Below are 21697 nucleotides of genomic sequence, written 5' to 3'. Positions count from 1 at the left end.
CACAGGCCTTAGCCACCGGGCCGGTATCCGCTACTATCCATAACGCGAATTTTGCTTGTCGCAATAGCCCCCTACTTATGGCATTTTTACACAGCACTCGCTAACTATGGTAGCTGTATCTTCGTTTTAGTTACATTTTATTACAAATTGCCGTAAAGGCTGTATATTTAAACGCCTGTTAATTCACCCTGTATGTCACAACCTACCAAGTCGCAAACCAAAGTATCATCATTTTTCAGCGTTTTAAAGCAGTCGTTAAAAGGCGAGCATGTAGATCTAACGTCCATCAGTATTAAACGGGCTATTGTTTTATTAGCCATCCCCATGATGCTGGAGATGGCTATGGAATCGGTATTCGCGCTTGTGGACCTCTACTTTGTAGGACACCTCGAAAACAGCAGCCACGCCATACAAACCGTTGGCCTCACCGAATCTGTACTCACCGTAATATACTCTTTAGCCATAGGGCTAAGCATGGCGGCCACAGCGGTTGTAGCCCGCCGCATTGGCGAAAAAAATCCTGAAGCGGCATCCAAGGCAGGTATGCAAACCGTGGTAATAGCCGTTTTTGTGAACATTATCATCAGCATCGCTGGCCTGCTTCACGCCTGCGATCTACTGTTACTAATGGGTGCTTCACAAGAAACCGCCGACCACGGCACGCAATTCGTACGTATCATGATGGGCGGCAGCCTCATCATTGTACTGCTGTTCCTCATTAACGGAATCTTCCGTGGTGCGGGTAACGCGGCCATTGCCATGCGCAGCCTTTGGATAGCCAATATCGCCAACATCATTCTATGCCCGTTATTTATCCGTGGATTAGGGCCAATCCCTGCATTCGGGTTAACGGGTGCTGCAATTGCCACAACCATTGGTCGTGGTTTGGGTGTGAGTTACCAGTTGTATAATTTATTTAACAACAAAAACGCTTTAACTGTGAGGTTAAGCTATTTTATTCCCGATTGGGAGCAGATAAAAGCCATCATCAAAATAGCCGCGCCGGGTATCCTGCAATTTGTAATAGCCAGTTGCAGTTGGATCTTCCTGGCCCAATTGGTTGCCACCACCGGCGGCGACCATGGGTCGGCAGGTTACCAAACATCGCTAAGGTTGATGATGTTCTTTCTGCTGCCAGCCTGGGGCTTAAGTAATGCCGCGGCTACTCTGGTCGGCCAAAACCTTGGTGCGGGCAGTGTAGAGCGGGCCGAGCAGTCGGTTTACCAAACCATCAGGTACGTCGCAGTGTTTTTGGGCGTGGTAACCGTGCTTTTCTTAACCTGCGGACATTTATTCGCTTCGTTCTTTACCGAGGATGAGGCGGTAAAAAAGGTGGCCACACTATCATTAAAGATCCTGAGCGGCGGTTTCATCATCTTCGGAATAGGTATGATCTTTACCAGCGCGTTCAACGGTGCCGGCGACACCTGGACACCCACCAAGATCAACTTCTGTACGTTTTGGCTCTTCCAGATCCCGTTCGCCTATCTCCTTGCCAAACATTTCGATATGGGCCCAACCGGCGTATTCATATCCATTCCCGTATCCGAGATAGGGCTTGCCATTGCAGCTTACATCTTGTTTAAAAAAGGAAAATGGAAAACGAAGAAGGTGTAGGAGATGTGCAGATGTGCAGATAAAATAAACTCTCGTCATGCTGAACTTGTTTCGGCATCTCATCATAAAGTAAAGCGTACTAAAACAACAATTCCGGTTTTAACTTTTTACTTTTGACTTTTAACTTTTTACTTAAATGCCCTACTCTACCTTCGAAACCGAACTGCGGGTACGCCCCGATGATATAGACATGTTTCAGCATGTACACAACAGTAAGTATTTTGATTACGTGCTTGCCGCCCGTTACGACCAAATGGAGCGCTGCTACGGCATGGGCATGGACAAATTTATAGAACGCGGCTTTGGCTGGGTTATACGCACCGCTCATGTAGATTATAAACGGCCACTCACCATGGGCGATTACTTCATCGTAAAAACCGGCATCGAAACCATTAACGACAAGGGCTGCCGCGTTGCCTTTACCCTAACTAACAAGGCCACCCAAAAGGTTTGCTGCGACGGCTACTTCGACTACGTAATGATAGATATGGCCACCGGCCGCGGCGCTAAAGTACCCGAAGATGTGATCGAGCATTATCAGATATAGGAAGTAAACTTTTCCTGCTTATTCACTGGGTTTGGTAAAATTAACGCTGTACCTAACCGCTAACCTCGCGTAAGGGTAGCGCTTATTCACGTCAGGATGTTCCTTGTAGTTCCCCCGTAAAAAGAAATAACCCGACTGTCCTATCAATGATACCTTTTTAGAAAAGGCGTATTGTAGTTCGCTGTTTACCGTGTGCAGGTAATAGTGCGATTTATTGCCGTTAACCGTATACAACCATCCGCCGCGGTAATCTACACTTGCAAAAAACCTGTCTTTCACCACAACGCCTACCCCGCCATTGACGTTAAAACCTGATGTATAATCATAATTTCGGCCGTTAGATGAATAGGTACTTGGTACCGCAGCCAATAGTACAGGGCCGGTCCCAAAGCTGGTGTTTATCTTTACCTTCTCCCCCGCTTCGTATTGCGAGAACAGGTTTAGCTTTACACTCTGCCCGCCATAAAAGAATGCCTCGTTACTGATGTAATCGTAGTTAGCGCTTAAGATAAGCAGGTGTTTAAGGTCGCGGTTTGATTCCAGTTCCCAGCCTGCCAAAGAGCCGTACACGTTTATAGCGTTCACCGCCGAGCTGTCATCCTTCCCAACTTCCACATTGATCATAATATTACTGAACGGTGTGTGATAGTCTTTATAACGGCTACCGTAGATCAGCTTGGCCCTACCGTAAATACCTGTTTTCTTATTGCCCCCTTCGGTGCCAGTCAAGCTATTAAATGTCCGCAAACCCAAATCAAATTCAGCAGATACCTGCGATGAGTCCCTGTCTTTAGGGTTTCCGTAAACCTTACCCCATTTACCATCGAGCAGGCGGTTAAGGCCATTCATGGGGTTGGCTAAAAACGCGGCTATCTCTTCCATTTGCCTGCCAAAACCACGGTGGCGGTTGTTTACGATCTTGTTAGAAAGGCGGTAACTCATCTCCCCCAACACAATGCCACCAAAGCTTGTATTCACAAAATCGTTTGGAGATGGGCGCTCATTTTCGCCAAAGGTTTCCCAAAAATAACTGCCCGCCACGGCCGCCGGTGCCGATTGCCAAAAGCTATAACCATTACTTCGGAACGCGCTAAAGTACAAACTCCCCTGGTATGGGTGCCCAAATTGGTTGGTACGGAAAATATCCTTATCCCACTGAAAGCTACCCGGGTTTAAGTTACGCCATATGGTTGCGCCGGTAACATTCGAGTATGGGGCATGGGCAATAAACTTGCCATAGCTAAACGGAATAGCCTGCGCAAGCCCCCACTCGGCTGCTGCGCGGCCAAAGCGCTTGGTTTGGGGTGGCACAGGGCCAAAAAAAGGCGTACGCACGCGGGGTTTGGGTTTCGGCAACGTGTCAACAAGTAACTTATTGGCATCCTGGGCGGTTTGTGCAAGTAAGGTTACAGGCAAACATAAGATTATTGCAAAAACCAGCATATTAAACTGGTAAGGTAAAAATTTCAATATGTGTTAATTTTAAGGTTAAGCCATTAACAAATTCATATTACCTGGTTGTTAATGTTTAATAAAACGTTATAAGTAATTTTGCTGTAAATAGTTTTAATTTATAGCGAAAAGAGGTGAATATTCATAGAATTATATTCCGCCTCGCCTGTTTCAAGTCTGCTAAAGTTTTTTATTTTTGAAAAGGAAATAAATTTAATTAGAAATTCACCCCACCCTTGGAGCCAGCCGAAAGTATTTATCGCAATATTGTTGAAACATCACCGTTCCCTGTATTTGTTTGTACCGGGGAAGATATGATCATCACGGTTGCTAACACGGCTACCTTAAATGCCTGGGACAGGGATTCATCTGTAATTGGTAAACCTTTTTCTGAGGCACTTCCCGAACTGGAGGACCAGCCCTTTTTGGGCTACCTGCAAAGCGTATACCGTACAGGTAAAACATTCAACAGCCTTAGCGAACGTGTAGACCTGTTAGTTGGTGGCAAATTACAAACCTACTATTACAAATTTACTTATCAGCCTATACATGATGCCGACGGCAAAGTCTATGGCGTTGTTGCCTTTAACACCGATGTAACCGAACTGGAACGGGCCAAGCAAGCTGTTGAAGAAAGCGAAATGACACTTTACAACCTGGTAAGGCAAGCGCCCGTGGGTATTTGCATAATACAAGCAGGCGACCTGATGATAGAGGTTGTTAATGACACATACCTTAAATTAGTTGGCAAAAAACGCAAAGAGCTTGAACGTCAAACTATTTGGGATGCTGTGCCTGAAGCTGCTGAAGCCTACGCCCCCATCATGAACCGCGTTATTGAAACCGGAATAGCGTTCACAGCGAGTGAAGCCGAACTGATTTTGATACGTAGTGGTAAACCAGAAATTGTATTTGTAGATTTTGTATATGAACCTGTGCGCCACTTTGATGGCAGCATCAACTCTATATTGGTAATTGCAATTGATGTTACCGATAAAGTATTGGCGCGCCGTAATATTGAAGACACCGAGGAGCGCGGCAGGCTTGCTATTGAAGCGGCTGAAATAGGCACATTTGACCTGAATATGCTCACCAACCACATGGTGACTTCAGAACGTTTCAACACGATATTTGGGTTTGATAAACCTGTTAGCCGCCGAACGCTAATAAATGCTTTTGTCCCTGAAGACAGAGAAATACGAAACAAAGCTCATGAAGACGCTGTGAAAACCGGCGTTTTATTCTATGAAGCACGCATCTTAAACCCGGATGAAACTACGAGGTGGATCCGTGTGCAAGGTAAAATCTATTACAATAGCGAAGAAACGCCCGTACGAATATTAGGAACCGTGTTAGATATTACCGAATTTAAGCGCCTGCAACAACAAAAAGACGATTTTATAAGCGTTGCCAGCCACGAGCTTAAAACGCCCATGACCTCTCTTAAGGCATCTATACAGATACTGGATAAACTGATAAAAACAAACGGCAATCCCGATAAGGTAACGCAGTTTATTGATAAAGCAAACACCAGTCTGTCAAAAATGCAGCACCTTATAGAGAGTTTGTTAAACGTATCAAAAATTAGCGCGGGCCAGTTAGCACTCAATAAAACCAACTTTAACATTGGTGAGATGGTTAACGAAAGCTGCGACTATATACGTATCACAGGCGAGCATGTCCTAATTTTAAAAGGCGATGCCGATATTGAGATATATGCCGACCGTAGCAAGATTGAGCAGGTTATTGTTAACCTGATAAATAATGCGGTTAAATATGCACCGCTATCCAGAAAAATAGTTGTAGAGATCAAAAAACGCGAACGTTCGGTTAAAATTTCGGTGCAGGATTTTGGCGAGGGTATAGCTTATGACAAGATCCCTCACCTGTTCGAGCGCTACTACCGGGTAGATTCTACAGGCTTGCAATACTCGGGCCTCGGTTTAGGCCTTTATATCAGTGCCGAAATTGTAGAACGCCACGGCGGCAAAATTGGCGTAAACAGCGATGCCGGTAAAGGCAGCACCTTTTGGTTCACTATCCCTCTTCAGGAAAATTAATCCCATATGCCGTTCGCGGCAGTTAATATAACAGGTTGCCCGCCGGTTACCATTATGGTATGCTCGTGCTGTGCAACAAAACCACCTTTGTTACCAACCAGTGTCCATTTATCGGGCTGGGTATTGGCTATGGTAGATGCGGTAGAGATGAAAGTTTCTATAGCCACTACCGAGTTTTTCTTGAAGCGGGTGGTGTTCCATCTGTCGTGGTAATTGGCTATTTCGTGCGGTTCTTCGTGCAGGCTGCGGCCTACACCATGGCCGGTTAAATTTTTAATAACCGTATAGCCGGCCTTTTTGGCTTCCGTTTCAATCAAACGGCCAATCTCGTTGATCTTAACACCACCTTTTATATTGCTGATGGCTTTTTGTAATATCGCCTTTGATGCCTCTACCAGTTTACCGTGGCCATAAATATCATTACCCAGCACAAAAGAGCCGCCATTGTCTGACCAGTAGCCGTCCAATTCTGCAGATACATCGATGTTCACTAAATCACCTTCCTTCAATATCTTTTCTTCGGAAGGGATGCCATGTGCCACCTCGTTATTAATGCTGATACATGTCCAGCCCGGGAAACCATAGGTAAGATTCGGGGCCGATTTTGCACCAAAGCTGTTAAGCACCTCACCCCCAAAATCGTCAAGTTCTTTTGCGCTCATACCGGGTTTGGCATACTCGCGCATTTGCTTAAGCGTAGTGGCTACTGCATCGCTCACTTTCTCCATTCCTAAACGTTCGGCTTCCGTTGATATAGACATGATGCAAAATTACGCAATCCGCATTAAAGTTTGCCCATGCTCTAACACAGCTACGTAAAATCAATAGCAATAATTATCTTTATCAAACCAAATAAATCTGCATGAAGCTTTTCGCACAAATTATGATAGCCCTCGTTGCTATCGAGCATATTTATATTTTATGGATCGAGATGTTCGCCTGGACCACCAAAGGCAAAGCCACATTTAAGAGTTTCCCGCCGGATTTATTTGACCAAACCAAAACTCTTGCAGCCAACCAGGGACTTTATAACGGCTTTTTATCGGCCGGGTTAATATGGTCGCTGCTTATCAGCGACCCGGTCTGGTCAAAACATGTCGCGGTGTTCTTTTTAGGCTGTATAATTATTGCCAGCTTATACGGTGGTATTACAGCAAGCAGGTCCATATTGATCAAACAAGGGCTGCCTGCCACTATTGCTTTGGTTGCAGTGCTTATCTTGTTATGATTCGCTTATCCTAAGCTTATTTATTATAGTTTTAAAACTTCGAGTTTTTTAAAACGCTTAGCATCTAAGAAATTCATTGCAATATTATTCCTTGCATTTAAGTTCAACATTGCGCTAACGCAAGAAAGTGTACCGAAAGCCTATTTGTGGTGAATAAAGGCGTCATTTATAACACCGCCCTTGCCCCTGATGCCGCCCGCGGGGTGCCCTGCCTTTTTATAACCGGCGGTAAGAAAATGCAAAGCCGTACCAATGCTATCAAAGGTATTTATGAGATGAACAGTCGTTTCGGCGCGGTTTGCTGTTGTTCAAACGACCCGCTTATGGCGCACGACGAGGGTACAAGTCTGCAACTGGCGCTAATTTTTTGTAAGATGCTTGTTTACGCATTGGCAGCAACGCCCAAAAAGATAGTCGAATACTTCAGCAGCCTGTCCCACATACTAACGCTTACCTGGGTAGCAGCAAAATAGAGATATTGCCGTGCTACACAAGCACACACCCACCCCACCGCTTCCTGGCTGCCGAATACATAGCTGCAAATAGCTGGCTAAAGTTTATTACAGGCGAAATTAAGCTACCGCGCTTACCGGCATCTTGAAGGTAAATCTGGTCTTGTCATCGTCAGATTCCACGCCCAGGGTTCCGCCATGGGCACGCGCTATTTCCGAAGCTATGTAAAGGCCAAGGCCAAGCCCGTCTTTACCGGCATCATCGCCACCGCGAGAGAATGGCTCGAAAAGTTTCTCTTTAACGGTTTCCGGGATCTTTTTGCCCGAGTTGGTTACTGATACCGAAAATTCGGCACCGTTGCAAACTACATCTACGTCTATCGGGCTATCTTTGGCGCCATGTGTAATGGCATTCCCTAAAAGGTTGGATAGTACCTGCGAAATACGTTTACCATCGCAATTGATGCCGCCGCTTAGTTTGAAATTGGCATTTATTTCCCTTTCAGGCCACATTAAATTCAATTCGGCTATAACCAAAGTCAGCATTTCTTCCATTGGTTCATTATCAGCTCGTTTCAGGATAATACCTTCACCAAGTTTGCCACGGGCAAAGTCGAGGATGTTTTCTATTAAAGCCTTCATCCTGTTAGAAGAATTTTGCAGGATAAGCGCCAGTCGCTTAGTGCGTTCATCTAAAGGCATACGCAATAACAACTGCGATACGTTTAAAACCGCGCCTACCGGGTTCCCAAGGTCGTGCCCTAAAATGGCGATAAATTGGTCGCGCAGTTTAGCTGTTTCCTGTGCTTCAACAAGTTGTTGGGCAGACAAAGCCAGCCTGTCCTGCGCATCCAAATGAAAAGCGATCAATTCGACAAACAGCTTAAACATGCCCGTTATTTGGGGGTTGTTTAACTGGGCTGGCTTAGGGTCTATGGCGCAAAGAGTGCCGAAAAAGTTTCCGTTTTTAAGTGTGATAGGATATGAAATGTAGCTTTCGAAGCCATACATAGCCGGCGTGTGATGGTTACAAAACGCTTCATCTTCAGCAACATGATCTATCACCACTGGGTTGTGGTGCTGGCGGATTTCGTTACAAATGGTAGTTTCCAACTTAAGCTCGCTGCCCGGAACAAGTCCAAAGGCTATCTCATCGCGCACGGCGCAGGTTATCCATTTGTCATCGGTAACGCGGGCTACGGCCGAAAAACCCATACCAGTGGTACGGCAAACTACTTCTAAAATGGATGCGACCGCATCTATGCGGCCAACTGCCTCTATATCTGCCCGGATATTAATCAATATACTTAGGGTTAATAAATTATAAGACAAAATAAACGCTTTTAATGGCAATTACAAGCCATAATATTAAATTTTTGAAGGATACGTGCCCACGTTATTTATAAAGCGTACCTTTGCGGAAATTTTCGGGGAAATAAATTTTCGTCGGCAATAACAAAACACAATATATACAATGAAAAAAATTGTCGATTACCGCAAACTTTTAAACGTTAACGAATCTGCCGAACTTTCTGAACTAAAATCTACCTACCGTAGCCTTATGAAAGAATGGCACCCCGATAAATTCCAGGATAGCGAAGAAAGCAAGCACGCGGCCGAAGAAAAAAGCAAGACCATCATTGAGGCTTATCACTTCCTGGTTAGCATTGCCCCGGAAACCCGCGCGCAATCATTAGCCGAATATACAGCCACTACAGGCACTGCAGCCATTGCCGATTTTGAATACAAATCGCAGGTATTACGGGTTGACTTTACAGATGGTAACTCATACGAATATTTTGATGTACCGAAAGCTGTTTACGTAAAATTAGTTAATGCCGATTCGCCGGGAAGGTTTGCGCGCAGGCATATTTATAATGAGTATGTTTACCGCAGCACAAGCAAACTTGTAGCCACAGCCTGATAATTTTCAATTGTGGTGTACCCATGACATGCCGTATAAAGCAGATAATTAAATTTGTTTGTAATTTTCTGCTACTTGTATGTTAAAAAAAGTATTTTTTTCCGCGACACTGCTTATCGCTTTATCTGTTAGTGCATTTGCCCAATATAACTGGGCTTTAAAAAGCGATAAAGACGGTATAAAGATCTTCACCAGCCCTGTTGCTAACTCAAAACTAAAAGCGTTAAGAATTGAGTGCAGCTATGAAAGCACCCTTACCCAAATGGTTGCGGCACTGCTCGATCTAAAGACACGCCCGGAATGGATCTACCACACCAAATCTGTCCGGCTGATTAAGCAGGTATCGCCTTCCGAATTATTTTATTACTCGGAGATAAGCCTGCCCTGGCCTGCACAAAACCGTGACTTTGTGGCCCACCTGATTACCACGCAGGATGAAAACACCAAGGTTGTAACCATGGATGGCCCTATTGCGCCAACTATGGTACCCGAACGTGATGGTATAGTAAGGGTAAAAAGCTCGATAAGCAAATGGCTGATCATACCCGTAAACAAAAGCGAGGTAAAGGTTGAATACACCATTCAGCTCGACCCGGGTGGGGCTATCCCGGCCTGGCTTACCAACATGTTCGCGTCAGAAGGGCCTACGCAAAGTTTTAAAGCCCTCAGGCAACAACTTAAAAAGCTGGAATACAAAACAGCGCATGTGCCGTTTATTAAGAATTATTAGGCAAATATTACTTCCCACACTAAGTCATCTTTAGCGATAGCGTGGCAATCCCCGATATGCCGGGTCGCTACACAAGTCGAGGATTGCCACGTCGCTATCGCTCCTCGCAATGACGTTGAAAAAACAAAAAGCCCTCTCAGAACATCTGAGAGGGCTTTTTAGTTGGCAATGTTTAATATTACATTTTCGGTTTGCCATCGGCATCCAATTCAACAATTGGGTAGCCAAGTTTTTGCAGTCCGGGTAGTATCCTTGCTTTATCGCCCACTACCAGTATCACCATATTATCGGTGTTTAGGTATTTATCGGTAAGCGATTTTAGCTCAGCCGGGGTGATGGTTTGCAGGATCTTGTTCTGCTCATCAACATAAGTTGGTTTAAGGTTATAATCCAAAATACGAGATAAGAACGCTGCTTTCTGCCCGTTAGTTTCGTACCTGCGGGCATCGCTCTGGCCTATTGATGTTTGTGTAAACTTCAACTCCTCGGGGGTAATGCCGCTTTTTTGATAATCCTTTATTTCTTTGATAAATTCATAAACAGAGCTGTCTGTAGCGGTTGCCAGTACACCTGCAGAAGCGGTGAAATCGCCGCCAAACTTGCCCGAGCTAAAGCCCGAACGCGCGCCGTAGGTCCAGCCTTTCTTCTCGCGCAGGTTTAGGTTGATGTGGCTATTGAATGCACCGCCCAAAATATAGTTGGCTATGCCCAGTTTATAATAGTCGCCGGTTGCATCGTAGTTCAATTTATCCAGGTAACCAATGCGGATCTCTGATTGAGCAGCACCAGGGATGTCAACCACGTAAAGGGTTGTCTTATCAAAGGTTTTACCCTCAACCGGGGTTGGGATGGTCACTTTTTTATCGGCCCATGCATTCAGGAATGCTAAGTTGCCTTTGGCTGTGCCTTCGTTTACATCACCCACAACTACAATTGAGGTTTGCGATGGGGTAAAGTATTTGTTGTAGTAATCCTGCACATCCTGCAAAGTTATCGATGCAACAGTTTCCTCATTACCACCTGTAGAGTAGGTGCGCACGTTATCGGTACCGTAAAGTATTTTACTGTACACTGTTGATGCTACCACAGCCGGCTGTGTTTTAGCTTGTTTCAAACCCTCTATGGTTTGCTTTTTGATACGGTCTAAAGCATCCTGTGTAAACTTTGGAGAGAACAAACGCTCTTGCAGCAAAGTCATGGTTTTAGGAAGGTTTTTTGTAAGGGTTGATACGCTTACATACATCTCTTCGGCACCTGCACCAATGCTGATGTTGCTTCCCAATTTATCCAGCTCCGATGTAAATTGTTCGGCAGTGTATTTCTGCGTTTCCTCGTTCATCATACGGCCAACTATGCCTGCCAAACCGGCTTTAGATGGGTTGTTTATGGCATCTAAACCACCGCCTTTTATTGACATAGAGATAGACACGGTTGGGATCTCACTATTTTTAGTGCCGATCATCTTGATACCGTTTGGAGTGGTTGAGGTCCAAATTACAGGAGCTTTTATGGCAGGGTTTGCACCTATACCCGGTTTTGCAGCGCGGTTGAACTTATCAGTCGCTTTTTTGTAGGTCAGGCCGTTGTAACCGTAATCGGGCGCTTTATAGCCCGCGGTGTTAACGGTGTAATTATCCGGCGCGACAGCTGCAATAGTACCGCCTTTTGGTAATACGCTAAGTATTACAGCGGGTTTACCTTTAACATATTTGTTGTAAACACGCATCACATCCTCCTTGGTTACCGCGCGTATATCGGCAAGTTCGCGGCCAATCTGGTTTGGGTTGCCGGTTAAGTATTGCGCCTGTGCAAGTTCAGATACCTTGCCGCTAACACTAGCTAAACCATTAATGGCATTTGCCTCGGCACTTGCTTTAAAGCGTACTAATGCATCATCGGTAACGCCGGTTTTTTCAAACTCAGCTAACGACTCATCAACCAGTTTTTTAGCGTCGGCAAGGGTTTGCCCCGGGAATGGTACCACACGAATGGAGATCTCGCCGGCCAGCTCGGTGTTTGACGAGTTCATTGATGCCTGCGCGGCTTTACGGGTTTTTACAAAGTTTTTGTAGAAGATAGAGTTTCGGCCCTGTCCAATAATTTCCGACAAAGCGTCTAACGCGGGCATATCCTTATCATAGATCTTTACACCCGGATAGGTGATAGACATCAACGGCAGCTTGGCGTAATTGTCGGTATAGGACACGTATCTGTCAGCGGTTAAAACCGGCATCGGGAACGACGCGTTTTTAACAACCGGGCCGCGCGGAATGCTGCCAAAATATTTGCTTACCCATTCTAAGGTCTGCTTAGGGTTAAGGTCGCCGCCAATGGTTACGGTAGCGTTGTTTGGCCCGTACCATCTTAAAAAGAAGTTCTTAAGATCGTTCACGCCTACTTTATTTAACTCCTCTATATAACCAATGGTTAACCACGAATATGGGTGACCATACGGATACAGGTTTTTTGAAGTGTATTCGCTGGCTAAGCCGTAAGGGCGGTTATCGTAGTTCTGGCCGCGTTCGTTCTTTACGGTAGCGCGTTGTACTTCAAACTTTTGCTGGGTAACGGCATCAAGCAAAAAGCCCATGCGGTCGCTTTCCAGCCAAAGCATTTTTTCTAACTGGTTTGCCGGAACGGTTTCATAATAGTTGGTACGGTCGCGGTTGGTAGAGCCGTTTAGGGTTCCACCCGCCTCGGTAATAATTTTAAAGTGGTCACCGTTTGCAACGTGGTCGCTTCCCTGGAACATCATGTGTTCAAAGAAGTGGGCAAAGCCCGATTTACCAATTTCTTCGCGTGCGGAACCTACGTGGTAAGTAACATCCACATGCACTAATGGGTCTGAATGGTCTTCGGCCAAAATTACGGTCAGTCCGTTTGGCAACACATACTTCTCGTATGGGATAACCAGTTCGGTACCCTTTCGGGTTACCTTCTCAATTAGTTTAGGTTGTGCGGCTGTTTGGGCATTAGCGGTAAGCGCGCCAATAACAAAAGCCTGCGCCAGCAAAGCACATTTTAAAGTTTTGTTCATTTGATTAATGTTAGTCAGTTAATTATCTATAAAATATAGCTATTTACAGAAAACATAATATTAAGAATTTAGCTATGAATTAAATATTATAGCTAAAGATTTTAAATCATTGTAACAGATTTGTGACTATATATTAACTTCGATATTTTCGTTCGTATGGTTCAGCTTCCTGATCACTACCGCCGGGTTGCCCACAGCTAAAGAATCATCAGGGATGTTTTTGGTAACCACCGCCCCTGCCCCAATAACGCTACGGTTGCCAATGGTAACACCCGGGCATATTACCGCCCCGCCGCCTATCCAGCAATCATCGCCTATGGTAACGGGTTTGGCATTCTCTTTACTGCGGCGTAACACCGCGTCTAAGGGATGGGTAGCTGTATAAATTTGCACTCCCGGCGCGCAGAAAACATTGTTACCAAGCTTTACTTCCATCACATCCAATACCACGCAGTTTACATTAAAGTACACGTTTTCGCCACAGGTGATGTTATACCCATAATCGCAATGGAAAGGTGGCTCTATGTACAGGCTTTTAGGCGCGTTGGGTATAAGCTGTGCTAAAACGGCGGCAGTGCCATCGCCTACTACGTATTCATCAATGTTTAATTTCTTTAACAACTGTTTGCAGTGTTTACGCTCGGCAGCGAGTGTTTCGTCATTTGCCAGGTAATATTCGCCGGTAAGCATTTTTTGCTTTTCTGTTTTCATAAATAATATAGTTACAGCAGCAATATCAGTATAATGTAATGCTTTTCAAAGCCTGTAACATTTGGCAGTAATCTGTCGTTCATAAAACAGCAGATACATTTAAATGTAATTTATGGTGCCGCTTGTCATAAGGCACTAATTATAATGCACAACCGTTGTGGTAAAACGTTTGGCCTGCTATTTGTATTTAGCAATACATTACAAATACTAACACAATGAAAAAGAATATATTAGCCGCTGCCATTATTGCTTTTTTAAGCATCCCGCTCGGTACCTTCGCGCAGCAAAAAATAGCCTGGGCCATGGTTAGCGCGGAAAAGGAAAAAACAATTGAACTACCAAAACCGGCAACTAATGGTAAATCTCCATACTGGATCATCGTATCAAACGAGAAAGAATTTCAGATAGATACCCTTAGCGCCATCAAATACCTCGACCCGCAATGGATGACCGCGGTTGACTTCCCGGATCTTGATGTGGCCAAGGCTAAATATGGCAAAGCCACGCTGGATGGCCTGGTGATCATTACCATAGATGATAAAAAATTCCCAAATGCTTTTGAGGAATTGAAAGAACACATGGCCTATATTGACGATTACGAAGAACTGCCCTTTTACGATTTTACAACATTGCCATAAGTTAGAAAATTTCCCTCTTGTATAAACCCCTCCCTCCCGGTACACAGCCGAACTCACCCCTCCCAAGGGAGGGAATTAAAATATCACTTATCGTTTTGCGGAAAGATACGTACCGTTTTAACATACCTGCCCTGGTAATAGCTGTTAAAAGGCGTTTCGGTTACACCATCGGCTTTGCCGGATGTGGAATGGATAAAGGTTAACTCCTTACCCGGCGATTTAATTACGATACCCATATGCCCAACCTCCCTAACGGTACTATCGGTGCCGGTAAACAGGATAAGGTCGCCGGTTTTGGCATAATTCAGATCTACAGTATGATTTATGTAGGTAAAATCTACCGAGCGGCGCGGAACCGCGATCTTAAAATGATTGAAAACATAAGTGATAAACCCCGAGCAATCGAAACCCTGTGTAGGATCTATCGACGCGTATTTATAAGGGATGCCTTTTAAAGTATGAGCGAAAGAAAGCAGTTGCTCGGGCGTGGTGCTGCCTGTATTTATTTTGGTGAATAACCCTGCGCTATCGGGTTCGGGCGGTGGCAGGGTATCTTGCTTGGCGACGGTTACGGTATCACCCTTGCCGGTAATTACATAGGTAGGTTTGCGCGCATCCGAACAGGAGTATATAAAACCTGCTAAAGCAAATAAAATAGTGAGATAGCGCATACATAACACTACATCACATTGTCTGTTAAGTTTTTAAATTGATGATATTATTTACGCTTCAATTTAACTTTAACGCCCGACAGGCTATTAAATAAGCTCCTCAACTCGCTTATCTCTACTGTATTCAAACTGGCCTTTGATACGAAATTTGCAGTTTGTTTACTTTGATAAATCAAGAACCAATTTTTAAGCTCTTCGATTTTAAAAGTTTCGTTAAGGCCTAATTCCGAATGGAAAGTTTCACCTCTAACAATCATTTTGTCAGAAGTAAACTCATAATCAATTGTTTCACTTAATCTTTTATTTGAGTTGAAGTTCTTTTTTGCTGAAAGATAAACCGATACTGGCAACACGAAAATCACGAACGCTCCAAAAACCAGCGCAAAGGTTGGATCTGTCTGCATGTCGGAAATACCCGCTACACTTAAAATGCCTGTAACAAACATGATCACCGCAATAATGGATATATAAATTGTCCCCCCTTTCCGGTAGGTAAGAAAGTACATCAGTTTAATATATTGTTGAAGTGTAATGTGGGTTTTAACAACCATGATAGTTTAGGATTTTCTCCAAAAATATGATTATTAAACAAAATAAGGCGGATGATCTTCATCAGATCATCCGCCTTTAATATTAACGAAAGCTTCTTACAGCGTTGCGATATCTATTACAAAACGGTAGCGAACATCGCCTTTAAGCATACGTTCATACGATTTGGTGATGTCTTTGATATCTATCAATTCAATTTCTGATACGATGCCATGCTCCGCGCAGAAATCAAGCATTTCCTGAGTTTCGGCAATACCGCCAATGCCCGAACCGGCAAGGCTTTTACGGCCGCCCAAAAGGCTAAATGCCGCTACCTTTGCAGGCTCTGACGGTACACCCACACATATCATGGTACCATCTGTACGCAACATATTAAGGTACATGTTAAAATCATGCTCGGCAGATACGGTGTCTAATATAAAATCGAACGTACCGGCAGCAGCTTTTACCTGCTCAGGATCAGACGTTACCACAAAGTGATGAGCGCCCAATTTTTTAGCATCTTCCTCTTTCTTAGGGGAAGTACTTAACACGGTAACCTCAGCACCGAAAGCAACACCAAATTTGACTGCCATGTGGCCCAGACCACCTAAGCCTAAAACGGCAAGTTTGTGGCCTTTACCCACTTTCCAATGCCTTAACGGCGAGTATGTGGTGATACCTGCACACAATAATGGCGCGGTAGCGGCAAGATCTAATTTGTCCGAGATATGCAACACAAACTCCTCGCGCACTACTATGCTGTTGCTATAACCGCCGTAGGTTGGGGTTTTGCCATCGCGCTCGTAGCTGTTATAAGTTTGGGTGCTGCCGCCATTAAGGCAATATTGCTCAAGGTCGCGTTTACAGTTCTCGCACTCCTGGCAAGAATCTACCATACAGCCGGTACCGGCAAGGTCGCCTACTTTAAACTTCTTAACGTGGTCGCCCACTTTGGTAACACGGCCAACAATCTCATGGCCCGGCACCATGGGGAAGATCCCCGGGAACCAGTCGTTTTTTATCTGGTGAAGATCTGAGTGGCAAACACCACAGAACAGAATTTCGAATTGCACATCATGGGGGCCAACATCGCGGCGCTCAAAGTCCCAGGGTGCAAGGTCGGTTTGCGGGTCTTGTGCCGCGTATCCTTTTACTGGTATCATGTTTTTTGGTTTTTGTTTGTTAGTTTTTCGTTTTACGAATATCAACAGATTAAATAGCTAATAGTGTAAAATTGTTGTAAATAAATATGCCTCACCTAAATCCTCTCCAAAGGAGAGGACTTTTTGAACTCTCTTTCCCTTTGCGGAGAGGTTGGTCGAGCGAAGCTATGACCGCGTGAGTGAGTGCCCTTGCATGCTCATTAACACACCCCTAAACCTCTCGAGAGGGGAACTTTTTCCAAACCCTCTTTCCGCTTGCGGAGAGAGGGTGGTCGAGCGAAGCGAAGACCGGGTGAGTGAGTGCCCTCGTATGCTCATTAACACACCCCCTAACCCCTCTCGAGAGGGGAACTTTTTTGAAACCCTCTTTCTGCTTGCGGAGAGAGGGTGGTCGAGCGAAGCAAAGACCGGGTGAGTAAATACCTTGCATGCTCATTAACGCACCCCAACCCCTCTCAGGAGGGGAACTTTTTTGAAACCCTCTCTCCGCTTGCGGCGAGAGGGTGGTCGAGTGAAATAAAGACCGGGTGAGTAAATACCTTGCATGCTCATTAACACACCCCTAACCCCTCTCGAGAGGGGAATTTTTTAAACCCTCTTTCCGCTCGCGGAGGGTGGTCGAGCGAAGCGCAGACCGGGTGAGTAAATACCTTGCATGCTCATTAACACACCCCTAACCCCTCTCAAGAGGGGAACTTTTTTGAAACCCTCTTTCCGCCTGCGGAGAGAGGGTGGTCGAGCGAAGCGAAGACCGGGTGAGTAAAATATCTTGCATTCTAACACACCCCTAACCCCTCTCAAAACTTTCCCCCTCTCCTTTGGAGAACGCTGTGGCTCCTTAATAACCTGTATTAACTGTTACTTCTTTCCAGGTTTCCAGGTCGTTTTTAACATCACTCATTTTCTGATAAGCCACGTCGTAAGCATCCTGCCCAAGGAACAGGTGCAACGGCGCTTCATTTGCCTCGGCAACGGTTATAATAGCTGCTACGCCTTTTTCAGGGTCGCCGGGCTGGTTACCGCCAATTTGATTTAGGTGAGTATCCTGCACTTCTCTTACAGTTTTATAAGCTTCTATCTCGTTTTTGGGCGTAATTAATGCATCAGGCGCTAAAAAATTTGTACGGAAGTATCCCGGAGATACAATAGTAGCCTTGATACCCAGTGATCTTGCCTCGGCCGACAGCGACTCGGTAAAACCCTGCACCGCAAACTTAGTGGCGCAATAGATACCAAAGCCCGGATAGTTACCACTAAAACCGCCAATAGAGGAAATATTAAATATATGGCCCGATTGCTGTTCGCGCAAATGCGGCATTACCGCACGGATAACGTTTAATGAACCAAATACGTTGATGTCGAAATTAGCACGTGTTTCGGCATCGCTCAGTTCTTCTAACGCGCCTACTATACCGTAACCGGCGTTGTTAACCACCACATCTATTTTACCAAACAGGCTTATGGCCTGGCTAATGGCATCGTTAACACTTTTTTCATCGGTAAGGTTCACGGCTAATGGTAAAAAGCTTTCGCTTTTGCCAACGGCGTTTTCAAGGTCGGCAATGTTACGTGATGTTGCTGCTACGTTATAGCCTTTTGTTAGCAGTTGTTTTACAAGGCTTAGTCCCAGGCCTTTTGAGGCGCCTGTAACAAACCATACTTTTTGATTGCTCATAGTTTTATGTTTTAAATGTTAGAATTTCTAAAAAATTTTGACAAAGCATCTCCTACTCCCAACGCAGAAGCAATTGTCATTAAGTAAAATCTGTTTTTAATTAAGCGCTGTACGCCATTGATTTGCTCAGCTCTTCGTTAAAGCGGAACTCTTTTTCCAGCTTCTCTAACTGCGCCATGGCACGGTCATAAGCATCGGCGCCTAACAATAAATGCAGTGGCGGGTTTTCGTTGTAGGCTACATTGATGATGGCTGCAGCTGCTTTCTCAGGATCGCCCGCTTGCAGGCCGTGGTAACCAAGATACCGGTCTAACGATGCGCCAACCACTTTATAATCTTCGATGCGGTTTTTTGCTATAGCGATAGATTCGGGAGTTAAAAAGCTGGTGCGGAACGCGCCCGGGGCTACAACGGTAACCTTAACGCCAAACTCGCGCACATCCTCGGCCAATACGGTTGAAAGCCCCTCTACCGCGAATTTCGTAGCCGCGTAAACAGACCAGCCAATGCCAGGCGCAAAGCCTGCTATAGACGAGATGTTGATGATGTGGCCGCTTTGCTGGTAGCGCATATAAGGCATAACCATGCGGATGACGTTTAGGGTACCAAATACATTTACGTCGAAACTATCGCGGGTTTCTTTATCGGTCAATTCTTCGATACTGCCGCCGATGCCGTAGCCGGCATTATTTATCACTACATCTATACTGCCGAAGGCTTTTTTAGTTTGGTGCATCGCGCAGCCCACGCTATCTTCATTGGCAAGGTCAACCTCAATGGGTAAAAAGTTGTCGGCAGTGGATCCAACAGCTACTACCAGTTCGGCAAGGTGGCGAGATGTTGCGGCAACATTTTGCCCTGCTGCCAGCAGTTGCTTTACCAGGCTAAGGCCTAAACCCTTTGAAGCGCCTGTTATGAACCATGTTTTAATTTTGTTTTCCATTATTTGCTGATGATTTGATAATACAAAAGTACATCAGCAAATAGGGCAAGCGTTTACATCATTCAAACCAATTATTGCAAAATTCAAACAACACGGTAAGAAGATGGCGTTGTACTGGTTTGTTTTTTGAAAAAATTATTGAAATGCGCCGGCTCCTCAAAGCCCAGGCAGTAGCTAATTTCTGATACGTTCCAGTTGGTATGCCTTAGTAAAGCCTTGGCCTCGCTGGTCAGGCGTTCAAAAATATGGTCGGTAGTTGTTTTGCCCGTGGTTTGGCGTATGGCCCTGTTCAGGTGGTTTACGTGTACCGATAACCTGTCGGCAAAATCTTTTGCCGAACGCAGGTTAAAACGCTGTGATGGCGTTTCTATCGGGAACTGGCGCTCCAGCAGCTCGGTAAATATCGATGTGATGCGCGAATTAGCATCGGTGTGCTGATAAATCGTTTCCTGTGGCTGCATCTTTAACGCGAAGTGCATCAACTCGGTAACATAGTTGCGCAGCAAGTCGTATTTAAAACGATAATCGGAATTGATTTCGTCCAGCATTTTGCCGAATATCTGGGCCACGTACTCATCCTGTTCCTGATTAAGGCTGTATGTTGGCTTGGCGGTTAAGGCAAACATAGGCAGCTCATGCACACTGGCGCGCAATGCATCAGTAAAAAAAGCCTCTTTAAAAATGCAGAACGAACCTGTTTTATCTTCGCTTATATGCTCGAATGTATAGGGTACGTTGGGGTTAAAGAAGATAAGGGTGCTACCATCTATTTCAATGCTTTTATCGGCATAATGCACCACGTTACGGCCACGCACAATGCTAATTTTATAGTAATCTCTGCGGGCGTAAACAATTGGCTTAGCACCGGGCGCGTAACAATCTTCTAAGCGGAACACATTAAAGTGCCCTATCTCATGCCCCAGGTTATCGGGCAGGTAATTAAACTTCTGCCTGTAAAAATCTTCTATTGTTTCTGTAGCTGCCATAAGGCAAAGTTACATAATTCAAACTAATATTGTAAAATTTTGACAGGGTGTCCCATTCCGTCCCGTTTTTTGCAGAGTGGGACACCTCGCAAAAATACATATCTATTTAAACTTCAAATACTTAACATGAATTAACAATGTATGGCTTTAAATAAAAAATAAAGCTAAAAATTCATAAAATATTGATTATCAATACATTAGAGATTAAAAAGCAGTTAGTGTCTCAAATAGTGGGACACCCTGTTAAGCATGCATGGTACCTTCTATCAAAGTGCCGTAAAATTCGGTTACACTCATGCCGGCAGCCCGCACCTGTTGCGGTATCAAACTGTTGGCGCTTTGGCCCGGGGTAGTGTTCACTTCAATAAAGTAGAACTCCTGCGTATCCTCTAACAATATAAAATCTACCCGTACCATACCGCGACAGTTAAGGCGCAAATAAACTTGGGTAACAATGTCGGCAATTTCCCGGTTCTTGGCTTCGGGGAGGTCGGCAGGGGTAATTTCTTCAGATACGCCGGGGGTATATTTGGCCTCGTAATCAAAAAAGTCCTTAGAGCTTTTGATCTCGGTAGCAGGCAGCACCACAATTTTACCATGCAGCCTGGCAATGCCAATACTAAACTCGCGGCCTTTTATAAATTCTTCTATCAGGATCTGGGTATCTTCTTTAAAGGCTTTTTCTATGGCATCATGCAGGCCGCTAACGTTATAAACCTTGCTCATGCCTACGCTGCTGCCGCCATTATTTGGTTTAATAAACAACGGAAACTTTAACGCCGACGCTATTGTAGCCGTATCGTGCTCGTCCTTTTGGTGCAACTGAATAGATTTTGCCGTATGCAAGCCATGTATGCCGTTTACAATAGCCTTGGTATAGGCCTTGTTCATGGTAATGGCCGATGTGGTAGCGTCGCAGGTGTTATAAGGTATACCTATGAGGTCGAAATAGCTTTGTAGCTTGCCATCCTCGCCCGGTGTGCCATGCACGGTGATGAACGCGAAATCAAATTTGATCTTTTCGCCGTTCAGCGTGAGGCTAAAGTCATTCTTATCAATATCTATGGACTGGCCGTCAGTTTCGTAAACCCAGTTGTGGCGGTTTATTAATATGGTATAAACCTTGTATTTGCTGGCATCTAAACTGGCGGCAATGTTTTTGGCGCTGTTGACAGATACTTCGTATTCGCCGGTAAAGCCTCCGGCTAAAAGGGCTACGTTTATGGTGTTCATTTCATTTAGGTCCGGATGTTCAATTTCGGATTTCCGGGCGCCCTAAAGTATCTTTTATTTAAAAAATAAGCTAATAGAAAATGATATTCGTGCTAAGCG

20 protein-coding genes are annotated in these 21697 nt (G+C 44.9%); 8 read left to right on the top strand and 12 right to left on the bottom strand.

Translation table 11 applies throughout. The annotated features are described in order from the left end of the window. The first annotated feature begins 192 nt into the window (after nt 1-192). Both ACFQZI_RS06230 and ACFQZI_RS06225 read left to right on the top strand, forming a co-directional pair. The gene (locus ACFQZI_RS06230; protein WP_377139862.1) at nt 193-1617 is read left to right on the top strand and encodes an MATE family efflux transporter; all 1425 of its coding nucleotides are present in this window, start codon (nt 193-195) and stop codon (nt 1615-1617) included. Nucleotides 1618-1753: 136 nt separating this feature from the next. Further along, nucleotides 1754-2164: an acyl-CoA thioesterase gene (locus tag ACFQZI_RS06225; protein WP_377139859.1), complete on the top strand. Its 411-nt coding sequence runs from the start codon at nt 1754-1756 to the stop codon at nt 2162-2164. An 18-nt stretch (nt 2165-2182) separates the two neighbouring features. On the opposite strand, the gene ACFQZI_RS06220 is transcribed toward ACFQZI_RS06225, so the two are convergent. Further along, a complete protein-coding gene (locus ACFQZI_RS06220) occupies nt 2183-3634 on the bottom strand; it encodes a DUF3943 domain-containing protein (protein ID WP_377139856.1) in 1452 nt (483 codons plus the stop codon). A gap of 218 nt (nt 3635-3852) precedes the next feature. On the opposite strand from ACFQZI_RS06220, the gene ACFQZI_RS06215 reads away from it, so the two are divergent. Continuing rightward, nucleotides 3853-5676 (top strand): PAS domain-containing sensor histidine kinase, encoded by a 1824-nt coding sequence (locus ACFQZI_RS06215; RefSeq protein WP_377139853.1) that lies wholly within the window; start codon nt 3853-3855, stop codon nt 5674-5676. Here the strand turns inward: ACFQZI_RS06215 and map are convergent. Continuing rightward, nucleotides 5673-6437 (bottom strand): type I methionyl aminopeptidase, encoded by a 765-nt coding sequence (gene map, locus ACFQZI_RS06210; RefSeq protein WP_377139850.1) that lies wholly within the window; start codon nt 6435-6437, stop codon nt 5673-5675. The genes ACFQZI_RS06215 and map overlap by 4 nt on opposite strands. A gap of 101 nt (nt 6438-6538) precedes the next feature. Here map and ACFQZI_RS06205 point away from each other — a divergent pair, with 101 nt between their 5' ends. After that, the gene (locus ACFQZI_RS06205) at nt 6539-6904 is read left to right on the top strand and encodes a DUF1304 domain-containing protein (protein ID WP_377139847.1); all 366 of its coding nucleotides are present in this window, start codon (nt 6539-6541) and stop codon (nt 6902-6904) included. A gap of 149 nt (nt 6905-7053) precedes the next feature. After that, entirely contained in the window at nt 7054-7377 is a 324-nt protein-coding gene (locus ACFQZI_RS06200) for a hypothetical protein (RefSeq protein WP_377139845.1), read from the top strand. A 99-nt stretch (nt 7378-7476) separates the two neighbouring features. Here ACFQZI_RS06200 and ACFQZI_RS06195 read toward each other — a convergent pair whose 3' ends face one another. Continuing rightward, complete coding sequence (locus ACFQZI_RS06195) at nt 7477-8658, bottom strand: GAF domain-containing sensor histidine kinase (RefSeq protein ID WP_377139842.1); 1182 nt, start codon at nt 8656-8658, stop codon at nt 7477-7479. 172 nt (nt 8659-8830) lie between these two features. On the opposite strand from ACFQZI_RS06195, the gene ACFQZI_RS06190 reads away from it, so the two are divergent. Together ACFQZI_RS06190 and ACFQZI_RS06185 are read left to right on the top strand one after the other, a co-directional pair. Continuing rightward, nucleotides 8831-9280, top strand: a complete 450-nt coding sequence (locus tag ACFQZI_RS06190; RefSeq protein WP_377139839.1) for a KTSC domain-containing protein — start codon at nt 8831-8833, stop codon at nt 9278-9280. Nucleotides 9281-9359: 79 nt separating this feature from the next. Next, nucleotides 9360-10010 (top strand): START domain-containing protein, encoded by a 651-nt coding sequence (locus ACFQZI_RS06185; protein ID WP_377139836.1) that lies wholly within the window; start codon nt 9360-9362, stop codon nt 10008-10010. Nucleotides 10011-10188: 178 nt separating this feature from the next. On the opposite strand, the gene ACFQZI_RS06180 is transcribed toward ACFQZI_RS06185, so the two are convergent. Continuing rightward, nucleotides 10189-13047 (bottom strand): M16 family metallopeptidase, encoded by a 2859-nt coding sequence (locus ACFQZI_RS06180; RefSeq protein ID WP_377139834.1) that lies wholly within the window; start codon nt 13045-13047, stop codon nt 10189-10191. Between the two features lie 126 nt (nt 13048-13173). Next, a complete protein-coding gene (locus tag ACFQZI_RS06175) occupies nt 13174-13758 on the bottom strand; it encodes a sugar O-acetyltransferase (protein ID WP_377139832.1) in 585 nt (194 codons plus the stop codon). 215 nt (nt 13759-13973) lie between these two features. Between ACFQZI_RS06175 and ACFQZI_RS06170 the strand changes: the two genes are divergently transcribed. Then, nucleotides 13974-14396 (top strand): hypothetical protein, encoded by a 423-nt coding sequence (locus tag ACFQZI_RS06170; protein WP_377139829.1) that lies wholly within the window; start codon nt 13974-13976, stop codon nt 14394-14396. A gap of 83 nt (nt 14397-14479) precedes the next feature. Here ACFQZI_RS06170 and ACFQZI_RS06165 read toward each other — a convergent pair whose 3' ends face one another. The 7 genes from ACFQZI_RS06165 to ACFQZI_RS06135 form a co-directional block, all read right to left on the bottom strand. Next, nucleotides 14480-15067 carry a C40 family peptidase gene (locus ACFQZI_RS06165; RefSeq protein WP_377139826.1) on the bottom strand — a complete coding sequence of 196 codons (588 nt, stop codon included), beginning with the start codon at nt 15065-15067 and terminating at the stop codon, nt 14480-14482. 47 nt (nt 15068-15114) lie between these two features. Continuing rightward, nucleotides 15115-15618, bottom strand: coding sequence for a YcxB family protein (locus tag ACFQZI_RS06160; protein ID WP_377139823.1), 504 nt, complete (start codon nt 15616-15618; stop codon nt 15115-15117). Between the two features lie 96 nt (nt 15619-15714). After that, nucleotides 15715-16761 carry an NAD(P)-dependent alcohol dehydrogenase gene (locus ACFQZI_RS06155; RefSeq protein ID WP_377139820.1) on the bottom strand — a complete coding sequence of 349 codons (1047 nt, stop codon included), beginning with the start codon at nt 16759-16761 and terminating at the stop codon, nt 15715-15717. Nucleotides 16762-17599: 838 nt separating this feature from the next. Then, nucleotides 17600-18436, bottom strand: coding sequence for an SDR family NAD(P)-dependent oxidoreductase (locus tag ACFQZI_RS06150; RefSeq protein ID WP_377139817.1), 837 nt, complete (start codon nt 18434-18436; stop codon nt 17600-17602). Nucleotides 18437-18536: 100 nt separating this feature from the next. After that, nucleotides 18537-19379 carry an SDR family NAD(P)-dependent oxidoreductase gene (locus ACFQZI_RS06145; RefSeq protein WP_377139814.1) on the bottom strand — a complete coding sequence of 281 codons (843 nt, stop codon included), beginning with the start codon at nt 19377-19379 and terminating at the stop codon, nt 18537-18539. An 83-nt stretch (nt 19380-19462) separates the two neighbouring features. Continuing rightward, on the bottom strand, nt 19463-20365 hold the full coding sequence (locus ACFQZI_RS06140) for a helix-turn-helix domain-containing protein (protein ID WP_377139811.1): 903 nt from the start codon (nt 20363-20365) through the stop codon (nt 19463-19465). Between the two features lie 243 nt (nt 20366-20608). Continuing rightward, nucleotides 20609-21598 carry a D-alanine--D-alanine ligase gene (locus ACFQZI_RS06135; protein WP_377139809.1) on the bottom strand — a complete coding sequence of 330 codons (990 nt, stop codon included), beginning with the start codon at nt 21596-21598 and terminating at the stop codon, nt 20609-20611. Nucleotides 21599-21697: the final 99 nt, after the last annotated feature.

Origin of the sequence: Mucilaginibacter lutimaris (genome assembly GCF_042676625.1) — a bacterium.
Lineage (GTDB): Bacteria > Bacteroidota > Bacteroidia > Sphingobacteriales > Sphingobacteriaceae > Mucilaginibacter > Mucilaginibacter lutimaris.
This window is presented reverse-complemented; position numbering and strand designations above follow the sequence as displayed.